Genomic DNA, 18011 nt, shown 5'->3' on the forward strand with positions numbered 1-18011 from the left:
TCAGGAGTTCCAAGCAAAAAGGGCGGCTCCGGGAGCCGCCCTTTTCGTCAGATCGCGATGCGCCGACTTAGTTCGCCGCTTTGGGCTTGTCGGTCGTGGCCTTGTCGCCGCCCGGGGTGGGCGCCGCGGAGGCGCTGTTCTTGATGCCGTGGAGCAAATCGTCGGCGAGCTTGAGCGCCTTGTCGTCCTTGGCGTCCGGCGGAACGTAGGACTGCGAGCCGGTCTTCTCGTCGCCGTCGTTCTTGAGATGGCCGCGCAGCGAAGCTTCGCCCTTGGTGTCGGTGCGCGACTTCAGCTCGTCCGGCACGTCCTGCAGCACTTCGATGTCGGGCACGATGCCCTTGGCCTGGATCGACTTGCCCGACGGCGTGTAGTAGCGCGCCGTGGTCAGACGCAGCGCGCCGTTGCCGGAGCCGAGCGGAATGATGGTCTGCACCGAGCCCTTGCCGAACGAACGCGTGCCGACGATGGTCGCGCGCTTGTGGTCCTGCAGCGCGCCGGCGACGATCTCCGACGCCGAAGCCGAGCCGCCGTTGACCAGCACAATGACCGGCTTGCCCTTGGTGAGGTCGCCCGTATGCGCGGTACGGCGCTGGGTCTCCTCGGCATTACGGCCGCGGGTCGAGACGATCTCGCCCTTCTCCAGGAAGGAGTCGGAGACGGTGACCGCTTCCTCGAGCAGCCCGCCCGGGTTGTTGCGGAGGTCGATGACGTAGCCCTTCAGCTTGTCGCCGATCTGATTCGAGAGGTTGGCGACCTCGCGCTTCAGGCCTTCGGTGGTCTGCTCGTTGAAGGTGGTGATGCGGATATAGGCGATGTCGTCGGCCTCGATGCGGGCGCGCACCGAACGGACGCGGATGTTGTCGCGCACCAGCGTGACGTCGATCGGATTGTCCTGGCCCTTGCGGATGATCTTGAGCTTGATCTTGGTGTTGACGGGGCCGCGCATCTTCTCGACTGCCTGGTTCAGGGTCAGCCCCTGCACCGCTTCGTCGTCGAGATTGGTGATGATGTCGTTGGCCATGACGCCGGCGCGCGAGGCCGGGGTGTCGTCGATCGGCGAGACCACCTTGATCAGGCCGTCTTCCATCGTGACTTCGATGCCGAGGCCGCCGAACTCACCGCGGGTCTGCACCTGCATGTCGCGGAAGCTCTTGGCGTCCATGTAGCTCGAATGCGGATCGAGACCGGTGAGCATGCCGCTGATCGCGGATTCGATCAGCTTGGTGTCGTCGGGCTTCTCGACATAGTCCGAGCGCACGCGCTCGAAGACGTCGCCGAACAAATTGAGCTGGCGATAGGTGTCCGCGGTGGCGGCTCGCGCGCTGGAGCCCATGAAGACTGCGCGCGGTTGCGTCACGAACAGCGTCAGCGCCGCACCGGTGGCCGCGCTGAGGAGGATAACTGAAGTCTTGCGCATCATCCGCGAACCTTCTCGCCTTCATTTGCGGCCCACCATGGGCCTGGATCGATTGGAGTGCCGTCTTTGCGGAACTCGACATAGAGCACAGGTTGACTCGCGTTCGTGGCGAGAATGGAGGCGACTTGAGAAGTCGACCCCATGGTCGCGACAGGCTCCCCCGTGAGCACAAACTGACCGATGTTGACCGAAATGCGCTCCATCCCGGCGATCAGCACATGATACCCGCCCCCGGCATTGAGGATCAAGAGTTGTCCATAGCTGCGGAAGGGGCCGGCATAGACTACCCAGCCATCACACGGCGTCGTGACCTGGGAGCCGGGCCGGGTCGCCAGCGAAATGCCCTTCTGGACCCCGCCGAGCCCGTCCGAACCGCCGAAATCCCTGATCTTGTTACCGTTAACCGGAAGAGGCAGCAGGCCCTTGGCCGCAGCGAAGGCCATCGCAGGGGTGGTCCGGGAACGATCCTTGAAAGCGCCAGGGCCGGTCTTGGCGCTGGCGGCCGCGTTTGCAGCGGCCTTTGCCTCGGCCTGCTTGGCGGCCTCAGCCGCCTTCTCGGCCGCCTTGGCGGCACTTTGCAGATCCTGCTCCATCTTGGCGATCAGCCCCTGGAGATCGCCGACCTGTCGTGAGAGCGCGACGGCGCGCGCATTCTCGGCGTCGAGGTCCTTTTCGCGCGACGCCTGCTGGCGCTGCCGCTCGTCGACCAGAGCTGCGAGCCGGGTCTGGTCGTTGCGGACCTTGTCGCGGTCGGAGGCAAGCTGGTCGCGCTCGGTCGCGATGGTCTTGCGCAAGGCCACGAGCTCGCCGAGCTCGCTTGCGATCTTCTCGGCGCGCCCGCGCAATTCCGGCACCACGGCACCGAGCAGCATCGCCGTGCGCAGCGATTTCAGGGCATCCTCGGGCCTTACCAACAGCGCCGGCGGCGTCCGCCTTCCGGCGCGCTGCAAGGCCGCCAGCACCTCGACGATGTCGGCGCGGCGCGAATCGAGCGAGCTGCGCATCGCCTGCTCGCGGCCGTTCAGCGATCGCAGCCGCGCTTCGGCTTCGTCGATCTTGGTCTCGACGGTGCGCACATTGGCGGCGGTGTCGATCAACTGTTGATTGAGCTGGGTGCGGTCCTGGCCGAGCGAGGTGATCTCGGCCTTGAGCTTGGCCTGCGCTTCCTCCGCGCTCTTCTTGCTGGCGCGCGCGGCTTCGAGCTCCTGCTCGCGCTGCTTGATCGCATCGGGCGCGACGGCCGCAGTCTGCGGTGCAGGCGTCTGAGCTTGCGCAAGGCTTGCGCCCAAAATACTTGCGCCGGTCATGCCGGCGATCAGCAGCAGGTTGAGGACAGGCGCTCGCATCGCTTTAGGCAAAGGTGCTCGTTGTGGCGCGGATCACGCGCGGTGATAGGGGTGGCCGGCCAGAATGGTGGCGGCCCGATAAAGCTGTTCCAGAAGCATGACGCGGACCATTTGATGCGGCCAGGTCGCAGAGCCGAACGCGATCGCGAGCTTGGCCTTACGGCGCAATTCGGGCGAAAGTCCGTCCGCCCCTCCGATCATGAAGATAGTGTGACCGGCACCCTCGTCGCGCCAGCGGCCGAGATGCCGTGCGAATACGGTCGAATCCAGATTCTGGCCGCGCTCGTCCAGCGCCACCAGAACCGATTTTTCGGGAATATGCGCCGAGATCGCCGCGGCCTCTTCGGCCATCCGCGTCGCGGTATCGCGCGCACGGCTTTCGGGCAATTCGTGGATGGCGAGCTCGCGGAATCCGAGCTTGCGGCCGGCCTCGTCGAACCGCTCGAAATAGCGGTCGGCAAGCTCCCGTTCGGGGCCCTGCTTCAGCCGGCCCACCGCAATGACGGCTATGCGCATAATATGTTCAGGGTCGCGTTTTCTGGACCGCGCGCGATATGCGCGCGCACGACGCTAGCATGCGCGTCAGCCGATTCGAAATCGGCCAGCAGCCTCTCAGATCGCCTTCGCCGCCCCTGGGCCCTGCGTGTACAATCTCTCGAGACTGTAGAACTCGCGGACCTCGGGTCTGAACACGTGCACGATCACATCGCCGGAATCGATCAGCACCCAGTCGCAATTGGGCAAGCCCTCGACGTGGATGTTCTTGATGCCGTTTTCCTTGAGGCCTTTGGCGACGTTCTCCGCGATCGCGCCGACGTGCCGGTTCACCCGGCCGGTCGTGACGATCATGTAGTCGGAGTAGGCCGATTTGCCGCGAAGGTCGATGGTAACCGTCTCTTCCGCCTTCATGTCGTCGAGGCGGGAGAGGATCAGGCTCAGCGTCTTGTCGGCGTCGGGTTGCGCCTTCAAGGCCGCAGCTTTGGTCGATGTTTTACGCGTCGGCTTGGCAACCTTGGGTAAAACAGACTTCGGTGAAGCCGTCTTGGGTGATGCTGTCTTGGACAATACAGATGTGGTCAGGGACCATTCCTTTCACTGTATCGCGAACGCCGAATCCGGCGCTCACTGGTTACACTACATCATGTGGGGTTAAGGGTTTCAATATGCCAGAGAGCCGAAGGCCGCATGGCGTTCGCACAAATCCGACTCACTTCGTACCTTTCCAGCTTCCGTCCGGGTTCCGTAAGCCGGTCGACGAGAGATTCAGCTTCATACCGGTCAGGAATACCCAGGCCGGGGCGGCCCGATCGGCAAGCAATGGCGCCTCATTCTCCGGCAAGCGGTAGCGCCTGAGCGCCTGGGCGGCGGGAGAGGCGAGGGCACGAAAGCTCTGCGGCGGGCGATCGATGACCGCGATCGGCACCTGACCGGCGATGCGCCGCCAGTGCTGCCAACGATGGAATTGAGCGAGGTTGTCGGCGCCCATGATCCAGACAAAGCGCAAGCCCGAGAGGCGGCGGCGCAAGGTGTTGATCGTGTCGATAGTATAGCGCGTGCGAATGACGGATTCGAGACAGCTCACCTCGATCCTGGGGTCGTCGGCCACGTCGCGCGCCGCCTGCATGCGCTCGCCGAGCTCGTGCAACGCGCCGTTCTCCTTCAGCGGATTGCCTGGCGTCACCAGCCACCACACGCGATCGAGCTGGAGACGTTTCAGCGCGAACTGGCTGATCGCGCGATGGGCCTGGTGCGGCGGATTGAACGAGCCGCCGAGCAGGCCGATGCGCATGCCCGAAGTGTGGCTTGGTATGGCCTGCGCGAAGAAACGTGGCGCGACGAAATTGTTGCTCAATGCCCCGCGCCCTGCGTCGTCTACGGCCGCGTCTGCCCGGTGCCGTGAACGCGATATTTGAAGCTCGTCAGCTGCTCGGCGCCAACCGGGCCGCGGGCATGGAATCTGCCGGTGGCGATGCCGATCTCGGCGCCGAAGCCGAACTCGCCGCCGTCGGCGAACTGCGTCGAGACGTTGTGCAGCACGATCGCGGAATCGACCTCGCTCAGGAATTTCTTCGCAGCGGTCTCATCGGCGCTCACGATCGCATCGGTATGGTGCGAGCCGTGGTTCTGGATATGCGCAATCGCGCCGTCGACGCCGTCCACCACCTTCGCTGCGATGATCGCATCGAGATATTCAGTGTCCCAATCGTCCGCGCTCGCGGGTTTGACGCGGGCATCGGTCTTTTGCACGGCGTCGTCGCCGCGCACTTCGCAGCCGGCCTCGATCAGCATCTCGATCAGCGGCTTCAGGTTTTTACCGGCAGCAGCGCGATCAACCAGCAGCGTCTCGGCGGCGCCGCAGACGCCGGTGCGCCGCATCTTGGCGTTGAGCACGATCGATTTCGCCATGGCGAGGTCGGCGCTGCCGTCGACGTAGACGTGATTGACGCCTTCGAGATGCGCGAACACCGGCACGCGCGCTTCCTGCTCGACGCGCGCGACGAGGCTCTTGCCTCCGCGCGGCACGATCACGTCGACGGCGCCGTTCAACCCCGACAGCATCTGGCCGACCGCCGCACGGTCGCGGGTCGGCACCAGCGTGATCGCGGCCTCGGGGAGGCCCGCTTCGCGCAGGCCCTGCACCAGGCATTCGTGGATCGCGCGGCAGGAGCGGAAACTGTCGGAGCCGCCGCGCAGGATCACGGCATTGCCGGACTTCAGGCACAGCACGCCGGCGTCCGCCGCAACGTTTGGCCGGCTCTCAAAGATCACGCCGACGACGCCGAGCGGCACGCGCACGCGCTCGATGGTCATGCCATTCGGCCGTTGCCAACTCTCGGTGACGATGCCGACCGGATCGGCAATGCCGCGCACGATGCCGATGCCCTCGGCCATGCCCTCGACCCGCGCCGGCGTCAGCGTCAGGCGGTCGATGAAGGACGAGGTGGCGTTGCCGGAGGCGCGGGCCTCGGTGACGTCCTCGGCATTGGCAGCAAGGATCGTAGCTGCATTGTTGCGGATCGCCCGCTCCATGGCCTCGAGCGCCCGGTTCTTCTGCTCCGGCGGCGCCAGCGCGAGCACGCGCGCGGCAGCGCGGGCACGGGTACCGAGATCGGTCATCAGCGCCTGAAGATCGGCATTGCCGTCGACGGCTTTGAGGGGGGCGGCCATGGGGAGTTCAACCTTCTGCTAAGGCGGTGTCCTAGCACGGAAATCCCGCTTTTGCGAAGGGCGGGACGGGTATGGCAGGTCTCCCCGGCCGCACCGGGCTAGGTCTTTGGCCTACCAACTTCCTCGGAAAAGGACCGCTGCGGCCGCTACCCGCCCATCACCAGATCATCGCGGTGGATCATCTCGGACCTCCCGCTGATCCCGAGAATCGCCATCACATCCGGGGAGGAGCGGCCCTTGATCCGCTCGGCATCGTCGACGTCGTAGGCGATCAGGCCGCGGCCGACTTCGCTGGTGTCGGGGCCGCGCACGATCACGGCGTCGCCGCGGGCGAACTGGCCCTCGACCTTGATCACGCCGGCCGGCAGCAGGCTGGCGCCGGCGCGCAGCGCCGCGACCGCGCCGGCGTCGATGGTCAGCGTGCCCTTCGGCTCCAGCGAGCCCGCGATCCAGCGTTTTCGCGACGTAATGGGATTGGCCGGCGTCAGGAACCAGGTGCAGCGGCCGCCATCGGCGACCGCTTGAAGGGGATGCTCGATCTTGCCCGAGGCGATCAGCATATGCGTGCCGCCGGTGGTCGCGATTTTTGCGGCTTCGACCTTGGTGCGCATGCCGCCGCGCGAGAGCTCGGACTCGGCGTCGCCTGCAACGGCCTCGATCTCCGAGGAGATGCTGTCGACGACGGGAATGAGCTTGGCGTTCGGGTTGTTCTTCGGCGGGGCGTCGTAGAGCCCGTCGATGTCGGACAACAGCACCAGCAGGTCCGCGCTCGCCATGGTGGCGACGCGCGCGGCGAGGCGGTCATTGTCGCCGTAGCGGATCTCGTTGGTGGCGACCGTGTCGTTCTCGTTGATCACGGGGATCGCGCGCCACTCCAGCAGCTTGCCGATGGTGGAGCGCGCGTTGAGATAGCGGCGGCGCTCCTCGGTGTCCTGCAGTGTCACCAGGATCTGGCCGGCGCCGATGCCGTGGGCGCCAAGGACCTCCGACCAGATCCGCGCCAGCGCGATCTGACCGACGGCGGCGGCCGCCTGGCTCTCCTCCAGCTTCAGCGGGCCGCGCGGTAATTTCAGGCGGCTGCGGCCGAGCGCGATCGAGCCGGAGGAGACGACGAGAACGTCACGTCCCTCGCGATGCAGCTTGGCCATGTCGTCGGCGAGCGCGGCAAGCCAGGACGCCCGCACCTCGCCCTTGTCGGAATCGACCAGCAGCGCAGAGCCGACCTTGACGACGATGCGGCGGAATTGACTGAGTTCGGGGCTGGCCATGTGTGTATGTGGTGTGTGTATGTGCTGGAGAGCGGCGCCGGTAAGGCCTGCTTTTGCAGCAGGACGATGGCCGGCGCAAGGCGGCAGGCCCGGTAAACGGCGCTTGTCCGGAACGCTCGTCTGGCTCTAATTGTCGCCAACCATAATGGGCTCAAAGAGGAAGCCAATGGATCGCCGCAACTTCATCGCCGGATGCCTCGGGTTGCCGTTGTTGGCGCAGGTGGGCGGTTCGCAAGCACAGACCGGGCTGACAAAAATGATCTTCCCGTTCGCGGCGGGCGCGGGCGGCGACACGCTGTGCCGGCTGATCGCGCAGGAGATGGCGCCGGCGCTGCAGCGGACCATCGTGGTCGAGAACCGCACCGGCGGAGACGGCCTGATCGGCATCAAGGCGGTGAAAGGGGGCAGCCCCGACGGCAGTATGGTGCTGGTGACCACCGGGCCCACGATGTACCTGCTGCCGATGGTGGAGACGACCCCGAGCTTCGACACCGCAAGAGATTTCGTCCCGGTCTCGCTGCTGGCGCGGTTTGAGTTCGCCGTCGTGATCAGTCCGACGATCGATGCCGCGGATTTCAAGGGATTCGTCGCCTGGCTGAAGGCGCATCCGGACAAGGCATCGTTCGGTGTGCCGAGCAACGGCACCATCCCGCATTTCATGGGCTCCAAGCTCGAGAAGGACCTCGGCATTCCCATGACGCGCGTGCCCTATCGCGGCAGTGCGCCCATCCTCAACGACATCATCGGCGGTCACATCTCCTTCGGCATCGTCACTTTGGCCGATGCGCTGCCGCAGCATCGCGCCAAGGGCGTGAAGATCATCGCGGTCGCGAGCGCCGAACGTTCGCCGTTTGCCTTGGAGGTACCGACCTTGAAGGAGAGCGGCATCGATCTCGTCGCCGACGCCTGGTACGGCATGTGGCTTCCCGCCGGCAGCCCGCCGGAATTCGCGAGCAAGCTCGGCGCAGCCGCAAGCGCCGCGCTCGCCAAGCCCGAGGTGAAGGAAAAGCTGACCGCGATCGGGCTGATTCCGGTCGGCAGCAGCGCGGAAGGTCTGGCCAAGGAGCTCGCCGCCAACACGGCGTTCTGGCAACCGATCGTGAAGGCGACGGGATACAAGATCGAGAATTGACCCAGGCGCCTCACTCTGTTCCCTCATCCTGAGGAGCGCGCTCTTGCGCGCGTCTCGAAGGATGAAAGGCCCGACTGCCACAGCGCGGCCTGCATGGTTCGAGACGGCGTTTCGCGCCTCCTCACCATGAGGGTCTTAGAGCTTCGCGCGTTGCGCGATGCCGTCCTTGATCGACGCCAGCTCCGCTTCGTCCCAGATGCCGATCAAAATCCCGCCCTTCACCTGGAGCTGGTTGTCGGCATAGGCCGCGATCTTCTCGCGCGGTGTTGTGATGTGGTCGTTGGGATGCAGCGCCCAGTCGAACAATTCGGCTTGCAGTCGTGCGATGATGCCGGCGCACTCTGGATCGTCGCCGCGATCCAGAAACTCTTCCGGATCGGTTTCGAGGTCATACAGCATCGGGCGGAAGCCTGACGCGTGGATGTATTTCCAGCGGCCGTCGAACACCATGAACAGGCGGCAGCGTTCGATCGGCTGGTTCAGCTTCAGCCGCACGTCCTGCATGACATAGTCGTATTCGGAGAACGCCACCTTGCGCCAATCGGGCGGGCTCTCGCCGCGCATCAGCGGCAGCAGCGAGCGTCCCTCGAGGATATGGCCCGGCACCTTGCCGCCGAAATAATCCACGAAGGTCGGCGCGAGATCGATGGCTTCGACCAGCGCATCGTTGCGCGTGCCGCGCGTCGCATCCGCCTCCTTCGAGGGATCGATGATGATGAGCGGGATCTTTGCCGACTGCTCGTGGAACAGATCCTTCTCGCCCATCCAGTGATCGCCGAGATAATCGCCGTGATCGGAGGTGAACACGATCATGGTGGTGTCCAGCAGATCGCGCTCCTCCAGGAATTTCATCAGCACGCCCATCTGGTCGTCGATCTGGGTGATCAGGCCCATATAGGTCGGGATCACCTTCTCGCGGGCATCGTCGCGCGCCATGTTGCGGGAGTAGCGCATGTCCATATAGGCGCCGAACACCGGATGCGGGTTCTGGCGCTCGCGCTCGGAGCGGATCACCGGGATCATGTCCGATGTCGAATACATGCTGGCGTAAGGTTCGGGCGCGATGTAGGGCCAGTGCGGCTTGATGTAGGACAGATGCAGGCACCACGGCCTGCCGTCGGTCTCGGCCTCGCTGATGAAGTCCATCGCGCGCCGCGTCATGTAGGGCGTCTCGGAATGCTCGTCCGGCACGCGCGCGGCCTTGTCGGCATGCACGAGCAGCCAGCCGTTCTGGAGCGAACCGTCCTCGGCCGCGCCTGAATTGGCCCAATGTTCCCAGGGATTGGGCGCATCAAAGCCCTGCTGGCGCAGATACTCGTCGTATTTCGGGCGCGGCCGCCCCGTGGGATGCAGGCCGTCGTCGCGCTCATAGGGCTCGAACCCGCATTCGGCGACGTGCACGCCGATCATCGATTCCGGCGGGATGCCGAGCGCCTTCATGCCTTCGAGATCGGGCGCCATGTGGGTCTTGCCGACCAGCACGTTGCGCACGCCGAGCTTGTTGAGGTGATCGCCGAGGGTGGGCTCGCCGACGCGCAACGGCCAGCCGTTCCAGTGCGAGCCGTGCGAACGCATGTAGCGCCCGGTGTAGAACGACATGCGCGACGGGCCGCAGATCGGCGACTGCACATAGGCCTTGCTGAACAGCACGCCGCGCTTCGCCATGGCGTCGATGTTCGGTGTCTTCAGCGTGGGGTGGCCGGTGCAGCCGAGATAGTCATAGCGAAGCTGGTCGCACATGATCCAGAGAACGTTCTTCGCGCGCGCCATGAATCATCCCTGCCGTTTCTTGATTGGCCGATGCTGCGCTATCGAGGGCGCGAAGACAAGCAGGGGGTCCCATTCCGCTGCGTCACAAGCAACGAACCTCATCCTGAGGAGCCCGCGACAAGCGGGCGTCTCGAAGGATGGCCACGGGCGAGAGCCGGGCCTTGATGGTTCGAGACGCGCGTTCCGCGCTCCTCACCATGAGGGTCTTCAAGCCGGATTGTTCAAACCGACCAAGGCTCCGCTTCGGCCGCGCTCTTGGCTTTCGCCGAGACCGGGCTCTCGCCGATCACATCCGCTAGAGCGCGCAACGCTTCCTGCACGCCATCGCCGGTGGCGGCGGAGAGCAGCAGCGGGGTCTTTTTGGCGGCGCGCTTCAGCCGGTCCTTCTGCTTCTTCAACTCGTCCGGCTCGACCGCGTCGATCTTGTTCAGCGCGACGATCTCGATCTTGTCGGTGAGCTGCCCGGCATAGGCGTCAAGCTCGGTTCGCACCGTCTTGTAGGCCTTGCCGGCATGCTCGCAGGTCGCGTCGATGAGATGCAGCAGCACGCGGCAGCGCTCGACATGGGCGAGGAAGCGGTCGCCGAGACCGACGCCTTCATGCGCGCCTTCGATCAGGCCGGGGATATCAGCCAGCACGAATTCGCGGCCGTCGGCATTCACGACGCCAAGCTGCGGATGCAGCGTGGTGAAGGGATAGTCGGCGATCTTCGGCTTGGCCGCGCTGACCTTGGCGAGGAAGGTCGATTTGCCGGCATTGGGCAGGCCGACGAGGCCGGCATCCGCGATCAGCTTCAGCCGCAGCCAGATCCAGCGCTCCTCGCCGGGCTGGCCGGGATTGGCATTGCGCGGCGCGCGGTTGGTCGAGGTCTTGAAATGGGCGTTGCCGAAGCCGCCATTGCCGCCTTCGGCCAGCACGAACTTTTCGCCGACCGTGGTGAAATCGTGGATCATGGTCTCGCGATCTTCGTCGAAGATCTGCGTGCCGAGGGGGACCTTCAGCACGATCGACTTGCCATTGGCGCCGTGGCGGTCCGACCCCGAGCCGTTCTCGCCCTTCTGGGCCTTGAAGTGCTGCTGGTAGCGATAGTCGATCAGCGTGTTCAGGCCGTCTGCGACCTCGATGATGACATTGCCGCCGCGGCCGCCATTGCCGCCGGAGGGGCCACCGAATTCAATGAATTTTTCGCGGCGGAACGCCACGCAGCCGTTTCCGCCGTCGCCGGAGCGGATATAGACCTTTGCTTCGTCTAGGAATTTCATGGGCCATAGGTAGGCCAGCCGGTCCCGCGCGGCAACCCGGATAGACCCGCAAATCGGCCGAAACCCGGCGATTTGTGGCCTTGCTTAACCAACTGGCCGGCGGCCCCTACGTGTCGTCCCGGACAAGCGAAGCGCAGATCCGGGACCCATAACCACAGGGAGGCGTTTGGCGAAGACCGGCAGTGGACTGGTCTTCATGCGGTTAGGATGGCCGGCGCCGGATCAGGAATTTCTGCGTGCCCTCCAGCACCAGCTCCTTGCGCTGGTTGAACACGGTGCTTTTGAGCGTCACCGCGCCGGTCGAGCGTCCCGGCGCCAGCTCGATGACCTCGAGCGCGGGATAGATTGTGTCGTCGGCGAACACCGGTTTGAGGAACCGGCTCGATTGCTCGAGGAAGCCGACCAGGGAGTCCTCGACCATGAACGGAAACAGGCCGGCGCCGGGGGCGGTGTGGATCAGCGTCTGGAAACCGTGGGCGAGCAGATGCGGCATGCCGCGGCTGCGGCAATACTCCACGTCGTAATGCACCGGATGGGTGTCGCCGCTCGCGGTCTGGAACGCCGTGAACACGGCCGTCGTCTGCGTGCGGCTCGGCAGCACGAAGCGTTCGCCGACCACGAAATCCTCAAACCAGCGTTGCGCGGGGATCATGCGATGCCGGGCCGGGTCGAAGTCGGTCATGGCTAAGCTCTTTCCTGGCTCTTTCGTTCGGTGTCGCCTATCGCTACCGCGACGCGAAGAGTGCGGCAATCCGTTCAATTCGTCTTGCGTGGGCTTGTCGCGGGCGCTCACGTCATTAAAACGACCGCAAGCGACTCCGGTCGCCGTTCCGACGCTCTCTCCGCTCGTCATTGCGAGCGAAGCGAAGCAAATCCAGACTGTCTCCGTGGCAACAGTCTGGATTGCTTCGTCGCAAGAGCTCCTCGCAATGACGAGTTTCCACGAACGACAGCAATGCCCCTCTTCAAGAATCTCTCGGCCTATGACGAACGCTCGGCGCGCCTCGCCGGGATCGCACTCATGGTGCTGTCGATCTTCATGTTCTCGTTCGGCGACGCCATGGGCAAGTTCCTGGTCGGGACTTATTCGGTGGGGCAGCTGCTGTTCCTGCGCGCCTGCGCAGCGCTGCTGCTGCTATCGCCGCTGGTCTGGCGGCAGCGTCACCAGTTCCTGCAGCTGGAGCGGCCGGGCCTCCAGCTCTTTCGCGTCGTGCTGTCGACGCTGGAAGTGGCGGCCTTCTTCCTTGCGACGGTCTACCTGCCGCTCGCCGACGTCATCACCTATTATCTCGCCGGGCCCATTTTCGTCACCGCGATGTCGGCGGTCTTTCTCGGCGAGAAGGTCGGCTGGCGGCGCTGGACGGCGATCCTGATCGGCTTCTGCGGCGTGCTGATCGCGCTGCGGCCGTCGGCACAGACGGTGAGCCTGCCGGCGCTGATCGCGCTTGGCGGCAGTCTTTCCTTCGCCACGCTGATGCTGATCACGCGCAGCCTGCGCAAGACGCCCGATATCGTGATGGCGTCGTCGCAATTCGTCGGCACGTTCTTGCTGGGTGCGGTGCTGTCGGCGTTCCACTGGGTGCCGCCGACACCGGGCAGCCTCGTGATCTTCGCGCTGGCGGGATGCGTCTCGGTCACGGCGCTGTTCTGCGTCAACCGCTCGCTTAAGCTCGCGCCGGCCAGCGTCGTCGTGCCCTATCAATATTCGATGATCGTCTGGGCGGTGATCTTCGGCTTCGTCGTGTTCGGCGACGTGCCCGAAATCGCCACCATCGTCGGCGCCGCCATCATCATCGGCGCCGGATTCTATATTTACTTGCGTGAGCGCGATCTCGGGCGTGGGGACGCGGATGTGAATCCGCCGGCGTAATCACAGTCATCGGCGTCGTCCTGGACAAGCGGAGCGCAGATCCAGGACCCATTACCCCAGGGAGGAGTTTGATGAAGATTCGTGGTTGGTCGTCCGCGCCACGACTTCACCCTGGGGTAATGGGTCCTGGCTTCCGCCAGGACGACGATTGTGATTGAGGCGCTTCCGCCTACCTCACCCTCCGCGCACTGCTCCAGCTCTTCAGCGACGCCCACACACTGCGTGACAGGCGGAAGCAGTCGACGGGCGTGGACGAGCCCAGCGCCAGGAAGCGATGCAGCTGGACGCCGCTCCACTGGAAGCCGCACTTCTCCAGCACGTTGCGCGAGGCCGGGTTGGTGACGCGCGCGCCTGCATAGAGATGATCGTCCTCGAACTCCTCGAAGAAGAAGTCGATCGCGCCGCGCGCGGCCTCGGTGGCAAAGCCCCGGCCCCAATGCTCGACGCCGAGCCAATAGCCGAGCTCGGCATTGTCGGGCGTCGAGCGGTCGATGCCGACCACGCCGACGGGGCCGTTGTCATGCTCGATCAGGAACACCGTCTCGCCGCCGGGCGCGGCGGTGGCGCGGACGAAGGCGATAGCGTCGTCCTGCAAATAGGGATGCGGGAGGCGCCTTGTGTTTTCGGCGACACGGCGGTCGTTGGCGAGGAGGGCGATGGTCCTGACGTCGGCGAGGGTCGGCCGCCGCAAGGTCAGCCGTTCGGTGGCGACGACGCTCGGTCTCGCCTCCCGCAAGGTCACGCTCGAAAAATCCTGCAACATGTCCGGCTCCGTCGAAGTCACTCAGTGAAATGAGCACGCAAACGAAAGGGGAGGCCGGTTTCCCGCCTCCCCTGGAGCCTTCGATCTCTAGGATCTCAAGGACTCCGCCGGTTCGGTCTGGGACCCGGCGGACTCCAAATTTGATCCACCGTCTATTCAGCCGCCTCTGCGAGCGGGAGCACCGAGATGAAGGTGCGGCCGTTGGCTTTGGCCTGGAACGTTACGCGACCCTCGACCTTGGCGAACAAGGTGTGGTCCGTGCCCATGCCGACATTAAGGCCGGGATGCCAGGTGGTGCCGCGCTGACGCGCAATGATGTTGCCGGGAATCACAACTTCCCCGCCGAACGCCTTGATACCGAGGCGCTTGCCCTTGGAATCGCGACCGTTGCGCGATGAACCGCCTGCTTTTTTGTGAGCCATGGCTCGTCTCCGAAATTCTACGTATGTCTAGATCAATTCCTTGACGGAATCATTTCACAATTTCTCACGCATCAATTCGTTATGGCGCGTGATCAAATTATGCGGCGGCCTCTTCGGTGGTCGTTTCCTTGACGACCTTTTCCCGCTTCGGACGCGGCCCCTTGGTGGGCTTGGCGCCGTCCGTCAGGATCTCCGAGATGCGCAGCACCGTGATCTCGTCGCGATAGCCGCGCTTGCGGCGCGAGTTCTTGCGGCGGCGCTTCTTGAAAGCGATGACCTTGGGACCGCGCTTGTGGTCGAGCACCTCGACCGCAACGGAGGCGCCTGCGACCGTGGGCAGACCCAGGATCGGCGTGTCGCCGCCGACCAGGAGAACTTCATTGAGCTGCACGATCGAGCCGACTTCGCCTTCGATCTTGCCTACTTCCAGGACATCATCCGGAACGACGCGGTACTGCCGGCCGCCGGTTTTGATGACTGCGAACATCGTTGTTTTCCTTCGTGTTCATTCCCGGCCTCGCGACATATCGTCGGGGCCGGCTTTTTGTCAGTCGTTATGGGTTTATGCGAGTTTCGTGCGGGCGGGAGTTATCCCTTTGAAAACCCACGCAAAAACAAGCGGCGCGAGAAACGCCCCGCGCCGGTTGCGGGATTTATAGCCGCTGACAGCACGGAGTCAAGGAAAAGCCGGCGAAAACGGCCCGGATTTGAAGCATTTGGGCCCGATCCGGCCCCGCAGGCGAATTTCGGCCCGCGCGGCAACCAACAGGTTCCCCCGCCGTTGTCCCCGCGAATTCAGTCAGACGGGCAAGGGGCTTACCATGGCAACGGACGAGCTGGTCAAGACGACGACGGGCATCGCCACCCACGGCGCGGAGCGGTTGCCGTCGGTGGACATCGACAGCTTCAACATCGAGATGAAGGACGAGGACGGGTTTCTCGGCGACCGCGCCAGCAAGGGCGCGTTTCGCGAGATCCTCGATCGCTGGCGCAAGCCGCTGCGCAAGACCGGCGAGGACCCTTTCGGCAAGGAGCCGTCGGATGAGATCAGCAAGAAGACGCTGGACGCCATCCTGGTCGGCGACGACACCGAGGCCTCCGCGCTGGTGCACAGCGCGATCGAGGACTTTGCCCAGGAGCTCGCCTATGTCACCCGCCGTTTCCTCAAGTCCAAGGCCTGGGCCAAGACCGAGCGCATCGTGGTCGGCGGCGGTTTCCGCGATTCCCGGCTGGGCGAGCTCGCGATCGCGCGCGCGGAGATCATCCTCAAATCCGAGGACTTCAAGATCGACATGATGCCGATCCGCCATCACCCCGACGAAGCCGGCCTGATCGGCGCGCTGCATCTGGCGCCGTCCTGGATCTTCGAGGCCCATGACAGCATCCTCGCCGTCGATATCGGCGGCACCAACATCCGCTGCGGCCTGGTGGAGACCAGCTGGAAAAAGGCAAAAGACCTGTCGAAAGCCAAGGTCGTGAAGTCCGAGCTGTGGCGCCATGCCGACGACGAGCCGACGCGCGAAGGCGCGGTGAAGCGGCTCACCAAGATGCTGAAGGGGCTGATCACCGAGGCCGAGAAGGAAGGCTACAAGCTGGCGCCGTTCATCGGCATTGCCTGTCCCGGCGTGATCAACGCGGACGGCTCGATCGAGAAAGGCGCGCAGAACCTGCCGGGCAATTGGGAGAGCAGCAAGTTCAACCTGCCGGCGAGCCTGCTCGAGGGCATCCCTTCCATCGGCGAGCACGATACCGCGATCCTGATGCACAATGACGGCGTGGTTCAGGGCCTCTCCGAGGTGCCGTTCATGCAGGACGTCGATCGCTGGGGCGTGCTCACCATCGGCACCGGCCTCGGCAATGCCCGCTTCACCAATCGCCGCAAGGACAACGGCCAAGGCAAAGGTAACGGCAAAGATAATGGCAAAGACCGGGACTCCACGGAGAACGGGAAGAAAAAAGGCAAAGAATGACAAAGAATGACAAGGAGTAACCTTGTCTGGTTAGGTTAAGAAACGGATTGCGTTGCGGTGCACGGGTTACACGCTACGGTGGAACCGTCGCCTCACCTGGCCGGCGAAGCCGCCCTTCCCAGCCAGTATTTCAATGAGCGGCACGGGACCGCCAGTGTTTACCGCGTCTGGCGGTCCCACCCCTTTTTTCGAACATGCGATGAATCTCAGTGCCTGCCCCAACCGATGGTGCGCTCCCTCCCCCGCGTGCGGGGGAGGGCGGGGGGAGAGGGTGTCTCCGCATTGGGGTCGCGAATTGGACTCCACCTCGCGCCCGACAAATACGCGTCAAACCGGCAATGGGGCCGCCTTTCCCTCGCGTTCGTGCCGGGAAGGGGCGCCCGGGCCGAAACAGGCAGCGGATTTTCGCGCTCCCAGCCTTGTCTGGCCCGCCATCCTCGCCTATTAACGCCCGAACCACAGGGGCCCTGCTCCTTACTTGGCGCCTTCAGGAGAGGTGGCAGAGTGGTCGAATGCACCGCACTCGAAATGCGGCATAGGTGCAAGCCTATCGGGGGTTCGAATCCCTCCCTCTCCGCCAATATCATCCGCCACAATAAAACGGCTTCCAGAAAGCGCGGCAGATCAGTCCGATCTTGCGGGCCCTCGCTCCGCCAGCACCGTCCGCGCCGTCGCCACAAACGCCTGCGCGGCCGGGGACAACGTCCGACCCTGGCGCTGCAGCAGCGACACCGGGCGGGTAATGGCGGGGCGTATCAGCGGCTTTGCGATCAGAGTCGGAAATTGATCTGCCGGCAGCATCGTCGCAGGAAGGATCGCGAGGCCGAGGCCCTGCGCCGTCATGGCGAGCGCGGTGTTGATCAGCGTCACTTCATAGGTTGGGTTGAGGTGCTTGCCCTGGGTGCCCAGCGCCTGATCGATCTGCATGCGAATCCGCGTCTCGCCCCGCATCGCGATCGTCGGCATCTGAGCCAACTCGTCCCATGTCAGCGAGCGCCGTGCCGCGAAGTCGGCGGTGCGGCGGCCGATCGCGCTCAGGCGGCCGCGGGTCAGCGTCTCGATCGTGAGCTCCGCGAATTCTCCCTCGACACTGCCGATCGCGAACTCCGCATCCGTCGCGATCAGACGCGGAACGAGATCGTCGGCGGCGACGTCGCGCATGTCGATTTCGATGTCGGGATAGCCTGCCCGGAATTTTGCGAGCACCGAGGGCAGCAGCGCCGATGCGGTACCGGCTGAGGCGAGAAACGCGACCCGGCCGGCGCGCGCTTGCGCCAGGTCGCGCATGCGCCGCGACAGGCCCAGCGCATCGCCCAGCATCCGTTCGGCGACATGAACTGCCTCGTCAGCGGCCAGCGTCGGCTGCACCGAACGCGTGGAGCGATCGAACAGTTTGACGCCGAGCTGCGCTTCGAGCTGCTGGATCAACAGGCTCGCCGCCGATTGCGTGATCCCCAGCTCGCGCGCGGCCCGCGTGATGCTGCGCGTGCGGTACACGCCGGTGAAGGCCTGCAATTGCCGCAAGGTGACGTTCATAGGCAAAGCTCATGAATTGATGAGTTCTTTCCGGCTTATCACATAAGCGAGCATGCAATAAAATGCATCCCGTGGACGGTGAAG

17 protein-coding genes and 1 tRNA gene are annotated in these 18011 nt (G+C 64.5%); 4 read left to right on the forward strand and 14 right to left on the reverse strand.

What is annotated here, in order from left to right:
- Window positions 1-67: 67 nt before the first annotated feature.
- From ABIB80_RS28955 to proB, 7 genes are all read right to left on the reverse strand, one after another.
- A complete protein-coding gene (locus ABIB80_RS28955) occupies window positions 68-1423 on the reverse strand; it encodes a S41 family peptidase (protein WP_007598902.1) in 1356 nt (451 codons plus the stop codon).
- Window positions 1420-2766, reverse strand: coding sequence for a murein hydrolase activator EnvC family protein (locus tag ABIB80_RS28960; RefSeq protein ID WP_007598903.1), 1347 nt, complete (start codon window positions 2764-2766; stop codon window positions 1420-1422). Before ABIB80_RS28960 ends, ABIB80_RS28955 begins: the two co-directional genes overlap by 4 nt.
- A 33-nt stretch (window positions 2767-2799) precedes the next feature.
- Window positions 2800-3282 (reverse strand): 23S rRNA (pseudouridine(1915)-N(3))-methyltransferase RlmH, encoded by a 483-nt coding sequence (gene rlmH / locus ABIB80_RS28965; protein WP_007598905.1) that lies wholly within the window; start codon window positions 3280-3282, stop codon window positions 2800-2802.
- A 96-nt stretch (window positions 3283-3378) separates the two neighbouring features.
- Window positions 3379-3735 (reverse strand): ribosome silencing factor, encoded by a 357-nt coding sequence (rsfS, locus tag ABIB80_RS28970; protein ID WP_007598906.1) that lies wholly within the window; start codon window positions 3733-3735, stop codon window positions 3379-3381.
- Between the two features lie 238 nt (window positions 3736-3973).
- Window positions 3974-4618, reverse strand: a complete 645-nt coding sequence (locus ABIB80_RS28975; RefSeq protein WP_007598907.1) for a nicotinate-nucleotide adenylyltransferase — start codon at window positions 4616-4618, stop codon at window positions 3974-3976.
- A 20-nt stretch (window positions 4619-4638) separates the two neighbouring features.
- Window positions 4639-5934, reverse strand: a complete 1296-nt coding sequence (locus tag ABIB80_RS28980) for a glutamate-5-semialdehyde dehydrogenase (protein ID WP_007598910.1) — start codon at window positions 5932-5934, stop codon at window positions 4639-4641.
- Between the two features lie 146 nt (window positions 5935-6080).
- Window positions 6081-7202 carry a glutamate 5-kinase gene (gene proB / locus ABIB80_RS28985; RefSeq protein WP_007598911.1) on the reverse strand — a complete coding sequence of 374 codons (1122 nt, stop codon included), beginning with the start codon at window positions 7200-7202 and terminating at the stop codon, window positions 6081-6083.
- 166 nt (window positions 7203-7368) lie between these two features.
- Between proB and ABIB80_RS28990 the strand changes: the two genes are divergently transcribed.
- Window positions 7369-8334 carry a Bug family tripartite tricarboxylate transporter substrate binding protein gene (locus ABIB80_RS28990; RefSeq protein WP_354128858.1) on the forward strand — a complete coding sequence of 322 codons (966 nt, stop codon included), beginning with the start codon at window positions 7369-7371 and terminating at the stop codon, window positions 8332-8334.
- Window positions 8335-8469: 135 nt separating this feature from the next.
- Here the strand turns inward: ABIB80_RS28990 and ABIB80_RS28995 are convergent, their stop codons facing one another.
- The 3 genes from ABIB80_RS28995 to ABIB80_RS29005 all read right to left on the reverse strand — a co-directional run bounded on the left by ABIB80_RS28995 (window position 8470) and on the right by ABIB80_RS29005 (window position 12048).
- Window positions 8470-10104: an alkaline phosphatase family protein gene (locus tag ABIB80_RS28995; protein WP_007598913.1), complete on the reverse strand. Its 1635-nt coding sequence runs from the start codon at window positions 10102-10104 to the stop codon at window positions 8470-8472.
- Between the two features lie 221 nt (window positions 10105-10325).
- The gene (gene obgE / locus ABIB80_RS29000) at window positions 10326-11366 is read right to left on the reverse strand and encodes a GTPase ObgE (RefSeq protein WP_219681802.1); all 1041 of its coding nucleotides are present in this window, start codon (window positions 11364-11366) and stop codon (window positions 10326-10328) included.
- A gap of 202 nt (window positions 11367-11568) precedes the next feature.
- Window positions 11569-12048 carry a MaoC family dehydratase gene (locus tag ABIB80_RS29005; protein ID WP_007598918.1) on the reverse strand — a complete coding sequence of 160 codons (480 nt, stop codon included), beginning with the start codon at window positions 12046-12048 and terminating at the stop codon, window positions 11569-11571.
- A 273-nt stretch (window positions 12049-12321) separates the two neighbouring features.
- Here ABIB80_RS29005 and ABIB80_RS29010 point away from each other — a divergent pair, with 273 nt between their 5' ends.
- Window positions 12322-13236 carry a DMT family transporter gene (locus ABIB80_RS29010; RefSeq protein ID WP_007598919.1) on the forward strand — a complete coding sequence of 305 codons (915 nt, stop codon included), beginning with the start codon at window positions 12322-12324 and terminating at the stop codon, window positions 13234-13236.
- A 169-nt stretch (window positions 13237-13405) separates the two neighbouring features.
- Here the strand turns inward: ABIB80_RS29010 and ABIB80_RS29015 are convergent, their stop codons facing one another.
- The 3 genes from ABIB80_RS29015 to rplU all read right to left on the reverse strand — a co-directional run bounded on the left by ABIB80_RS29015 (window position 13406) and on the right by rplU (window position 14908).
- Window positions 13406-13999 carry a GNAT family N-acetyltransferase gene (locus tag ABIB80_RS29015; protein ID WP_007598921.1) on the reverse strand — a complete coding sequence of 198 codons (594 nt, stop codon included), beginning with the start codon at window positions 13997-13999 and terminating at the stop codon, window positions 13406-13408.
- A 152-nt stretch (window positions 14000-14151) separates the two neighbouring features.
- Complete coding sequence (gene rpmA, locus ABIB80_RS29020; RefSeq protein WP_007598923.1) at window positions 14152-14421, reverse strand: 50S ribosomal protein L27; 270 nt, start codon at window positions 14419-14421, stop codon at window positions 14152-14154.
- 97 nt (window positions 14422-14518) lie between these two features.
- Window positions 14519-14908: a 50S ribosomal protein L21 gene (rplU, locus tag ABIB80_RS29025; RefSeq protein ID WP_007598925.1), complete on the reverse strand. Its 390-nt coding sequence runs from the start codon at window positions 14906-14908 to the stop codon at window positions 14519-14521.
- Between the two features lie 334 nt (window positions 14909-15242).
- Here rplU and ABIB80_RS29030 point away from each other — a divergent pair, with 334 nt between their 5' ends.
- Both ABIB80_RS29030 and ABIB80_RS29035 read left to right on the forward strand, forming a co-directional pair.
- Window positions 15243-16391, forward strand: coding sequence for an ROK family protein (locus ABIB80_RS29030; RefSeq protein ID WP_007598928.1), 1149 nt, complete (start codon window positions 15243-15245; stop codon window positions 16389-16391).
- Between the two features lie 490 nt (window positions 16392-16881).
- Window positions 16882-16971, forward strand: a tRNA-Ser gene (locus tag ABIB80_RS29035).
- Window positions 16972-17015: 44 nt separating this feature from the next.
- Here the strand turns inward: ABIB80_RS29035 and ABIB80_RS29040 are convergent.
- A complete protein-coding gene (locus ABIB80_RS29040; protein ID WP_007598929.1) occupies window positions 17016-17927 on the reverse strand; it encodes a LysR family transcriptional regulator in 912 nt (303 codons plus the stop codon).
- Window positions 17928-18011 lie beyond the last annotated feature (84 nt).

It is taken from the genome of Bradyrhizobium sp. i1.15.2 (assembly GCF_040548425.1).
GTDB lineage: Bacteria > Pseudomonadota > Alphaproteobacteria > Rhizobiales > Xanthobacteraceae > Bradyrhizobium > Bradyrhizobium canariense.

What these genes read in the sequence shown, in the direction of transcription:
- ABIB80_RS28980 (WP_007598910.1), bottom strand. Translation starts at nt 5,934, where the DNA reads ATGGCCGCCCCCCTCAAAGCCGTCGACGGCAATGCCGATCTTCAGGCG.
- rpmA (WP_007598923.1), bottom strand. Translation starts at nt 14,421, where the DNA reads ATGGCTCACAAAAAAGCAGGCGGTTCATCGCGCAACGGTCGCGATTCC.
- proB (WP_007598911.1), bottom strand. Translation starts at nt 7,202, where the DNA reads ATGGCCAGCCCCGAACTCAGTCAATTCCGCCGCATCGTCGTCAAGGTC.
- ABIB80_RS29040 (WP_007598929.1), bottom strand. Translation starts at nt 17,927, where the DNA reads ATGAACGTCACCTTGCGGCAATTGCAGGCCTTCACCGGCGTGTACCGC.
- ABIB80_RS28955 (WP_007598902.1), bottom strand. Translation starts at nt 1,423, where the DNA reads ATGATGCGCAAGACTTCAGTTATCCTCCTCAGCGCGGCCACCGGTGCG.
- ABIB80_RS28960 (WP_007598903.1), bottom strand. Translation starts at nt 2,766, where the DNA reads ATGCGAGCGCCTGTCCTCAACCTGCTGCTGATCGCCGGCATGACCGGC.
- ABIB80_RS29030 (WP_007598928.1), top strand. Translation starts at nt 15,243, where the DNA reads ATGGCAACGGACGAGCTGGTCAAGACGACGACGGGCATCGCCACCCAC.
- rplU (WP_007598925.1), bottom strand. Translation starts at nt 14,908, where the DNA reads ATGTTCGCAGTCATCAAAACCGGCGGCCGGCAGTACCGCGTCGTTCCG.
- rlmH (WP_007598905.1), bottom strand. Translation starts at nt 3,282, where the DNA reads ATGCGCATAGCCGTCATTGCGGTGGGCCGGCTGAAGCAGGGCCCCGAA.
- ABIB80_RS29005 (WP_007598918.1), bottom strand. Translation starts at nt 12,048, where the DNA reads ATGACCGACTTCGACCCGGCCCGGCATCGCATGATCCCCGCGCAACGC.
- ABIB80_RS28995 (WP_007598913.1), bottom strand. Translation starts at nt 10,104, where the DNA reads ATGGCGCGCGCGAAGAACGTTCTCTGGATCATGTGCGACCAGCTTCGC.
- obgE (WP_219681802.1), bottom strand. Translation starts at nt 11,366, where the DNA reads ATGAAATTCCTAGACGAAGCAAAGGTCTATATCCGCTCCGGCGACGGC.
- ABIB80_RS29015 (WP_007598921.1), bottom strand. Translation starts at nt 13,999, where the DNA reads ATGTTGCAGGATTTTTCGAGCGTGACCTTGCGGGAGGCGAGACCGAGC.
- ABIB80_RS28990 (WP_354128858.1), top strand. Translation starts at nt 7,369, where the DNA reads ATGGATCGCCGCAACTTCATCGCCGGATGCCTCGGGTTGCCGTTGTTG.
- ABIB80_RS29010 (WP_007598919.1), top strand. Translation starts at nt 12,322, where the DNA reads ATGCCCCTCTTCAAGAATCTCTCGGCCTATGACGAACGCTCGGCGCGC.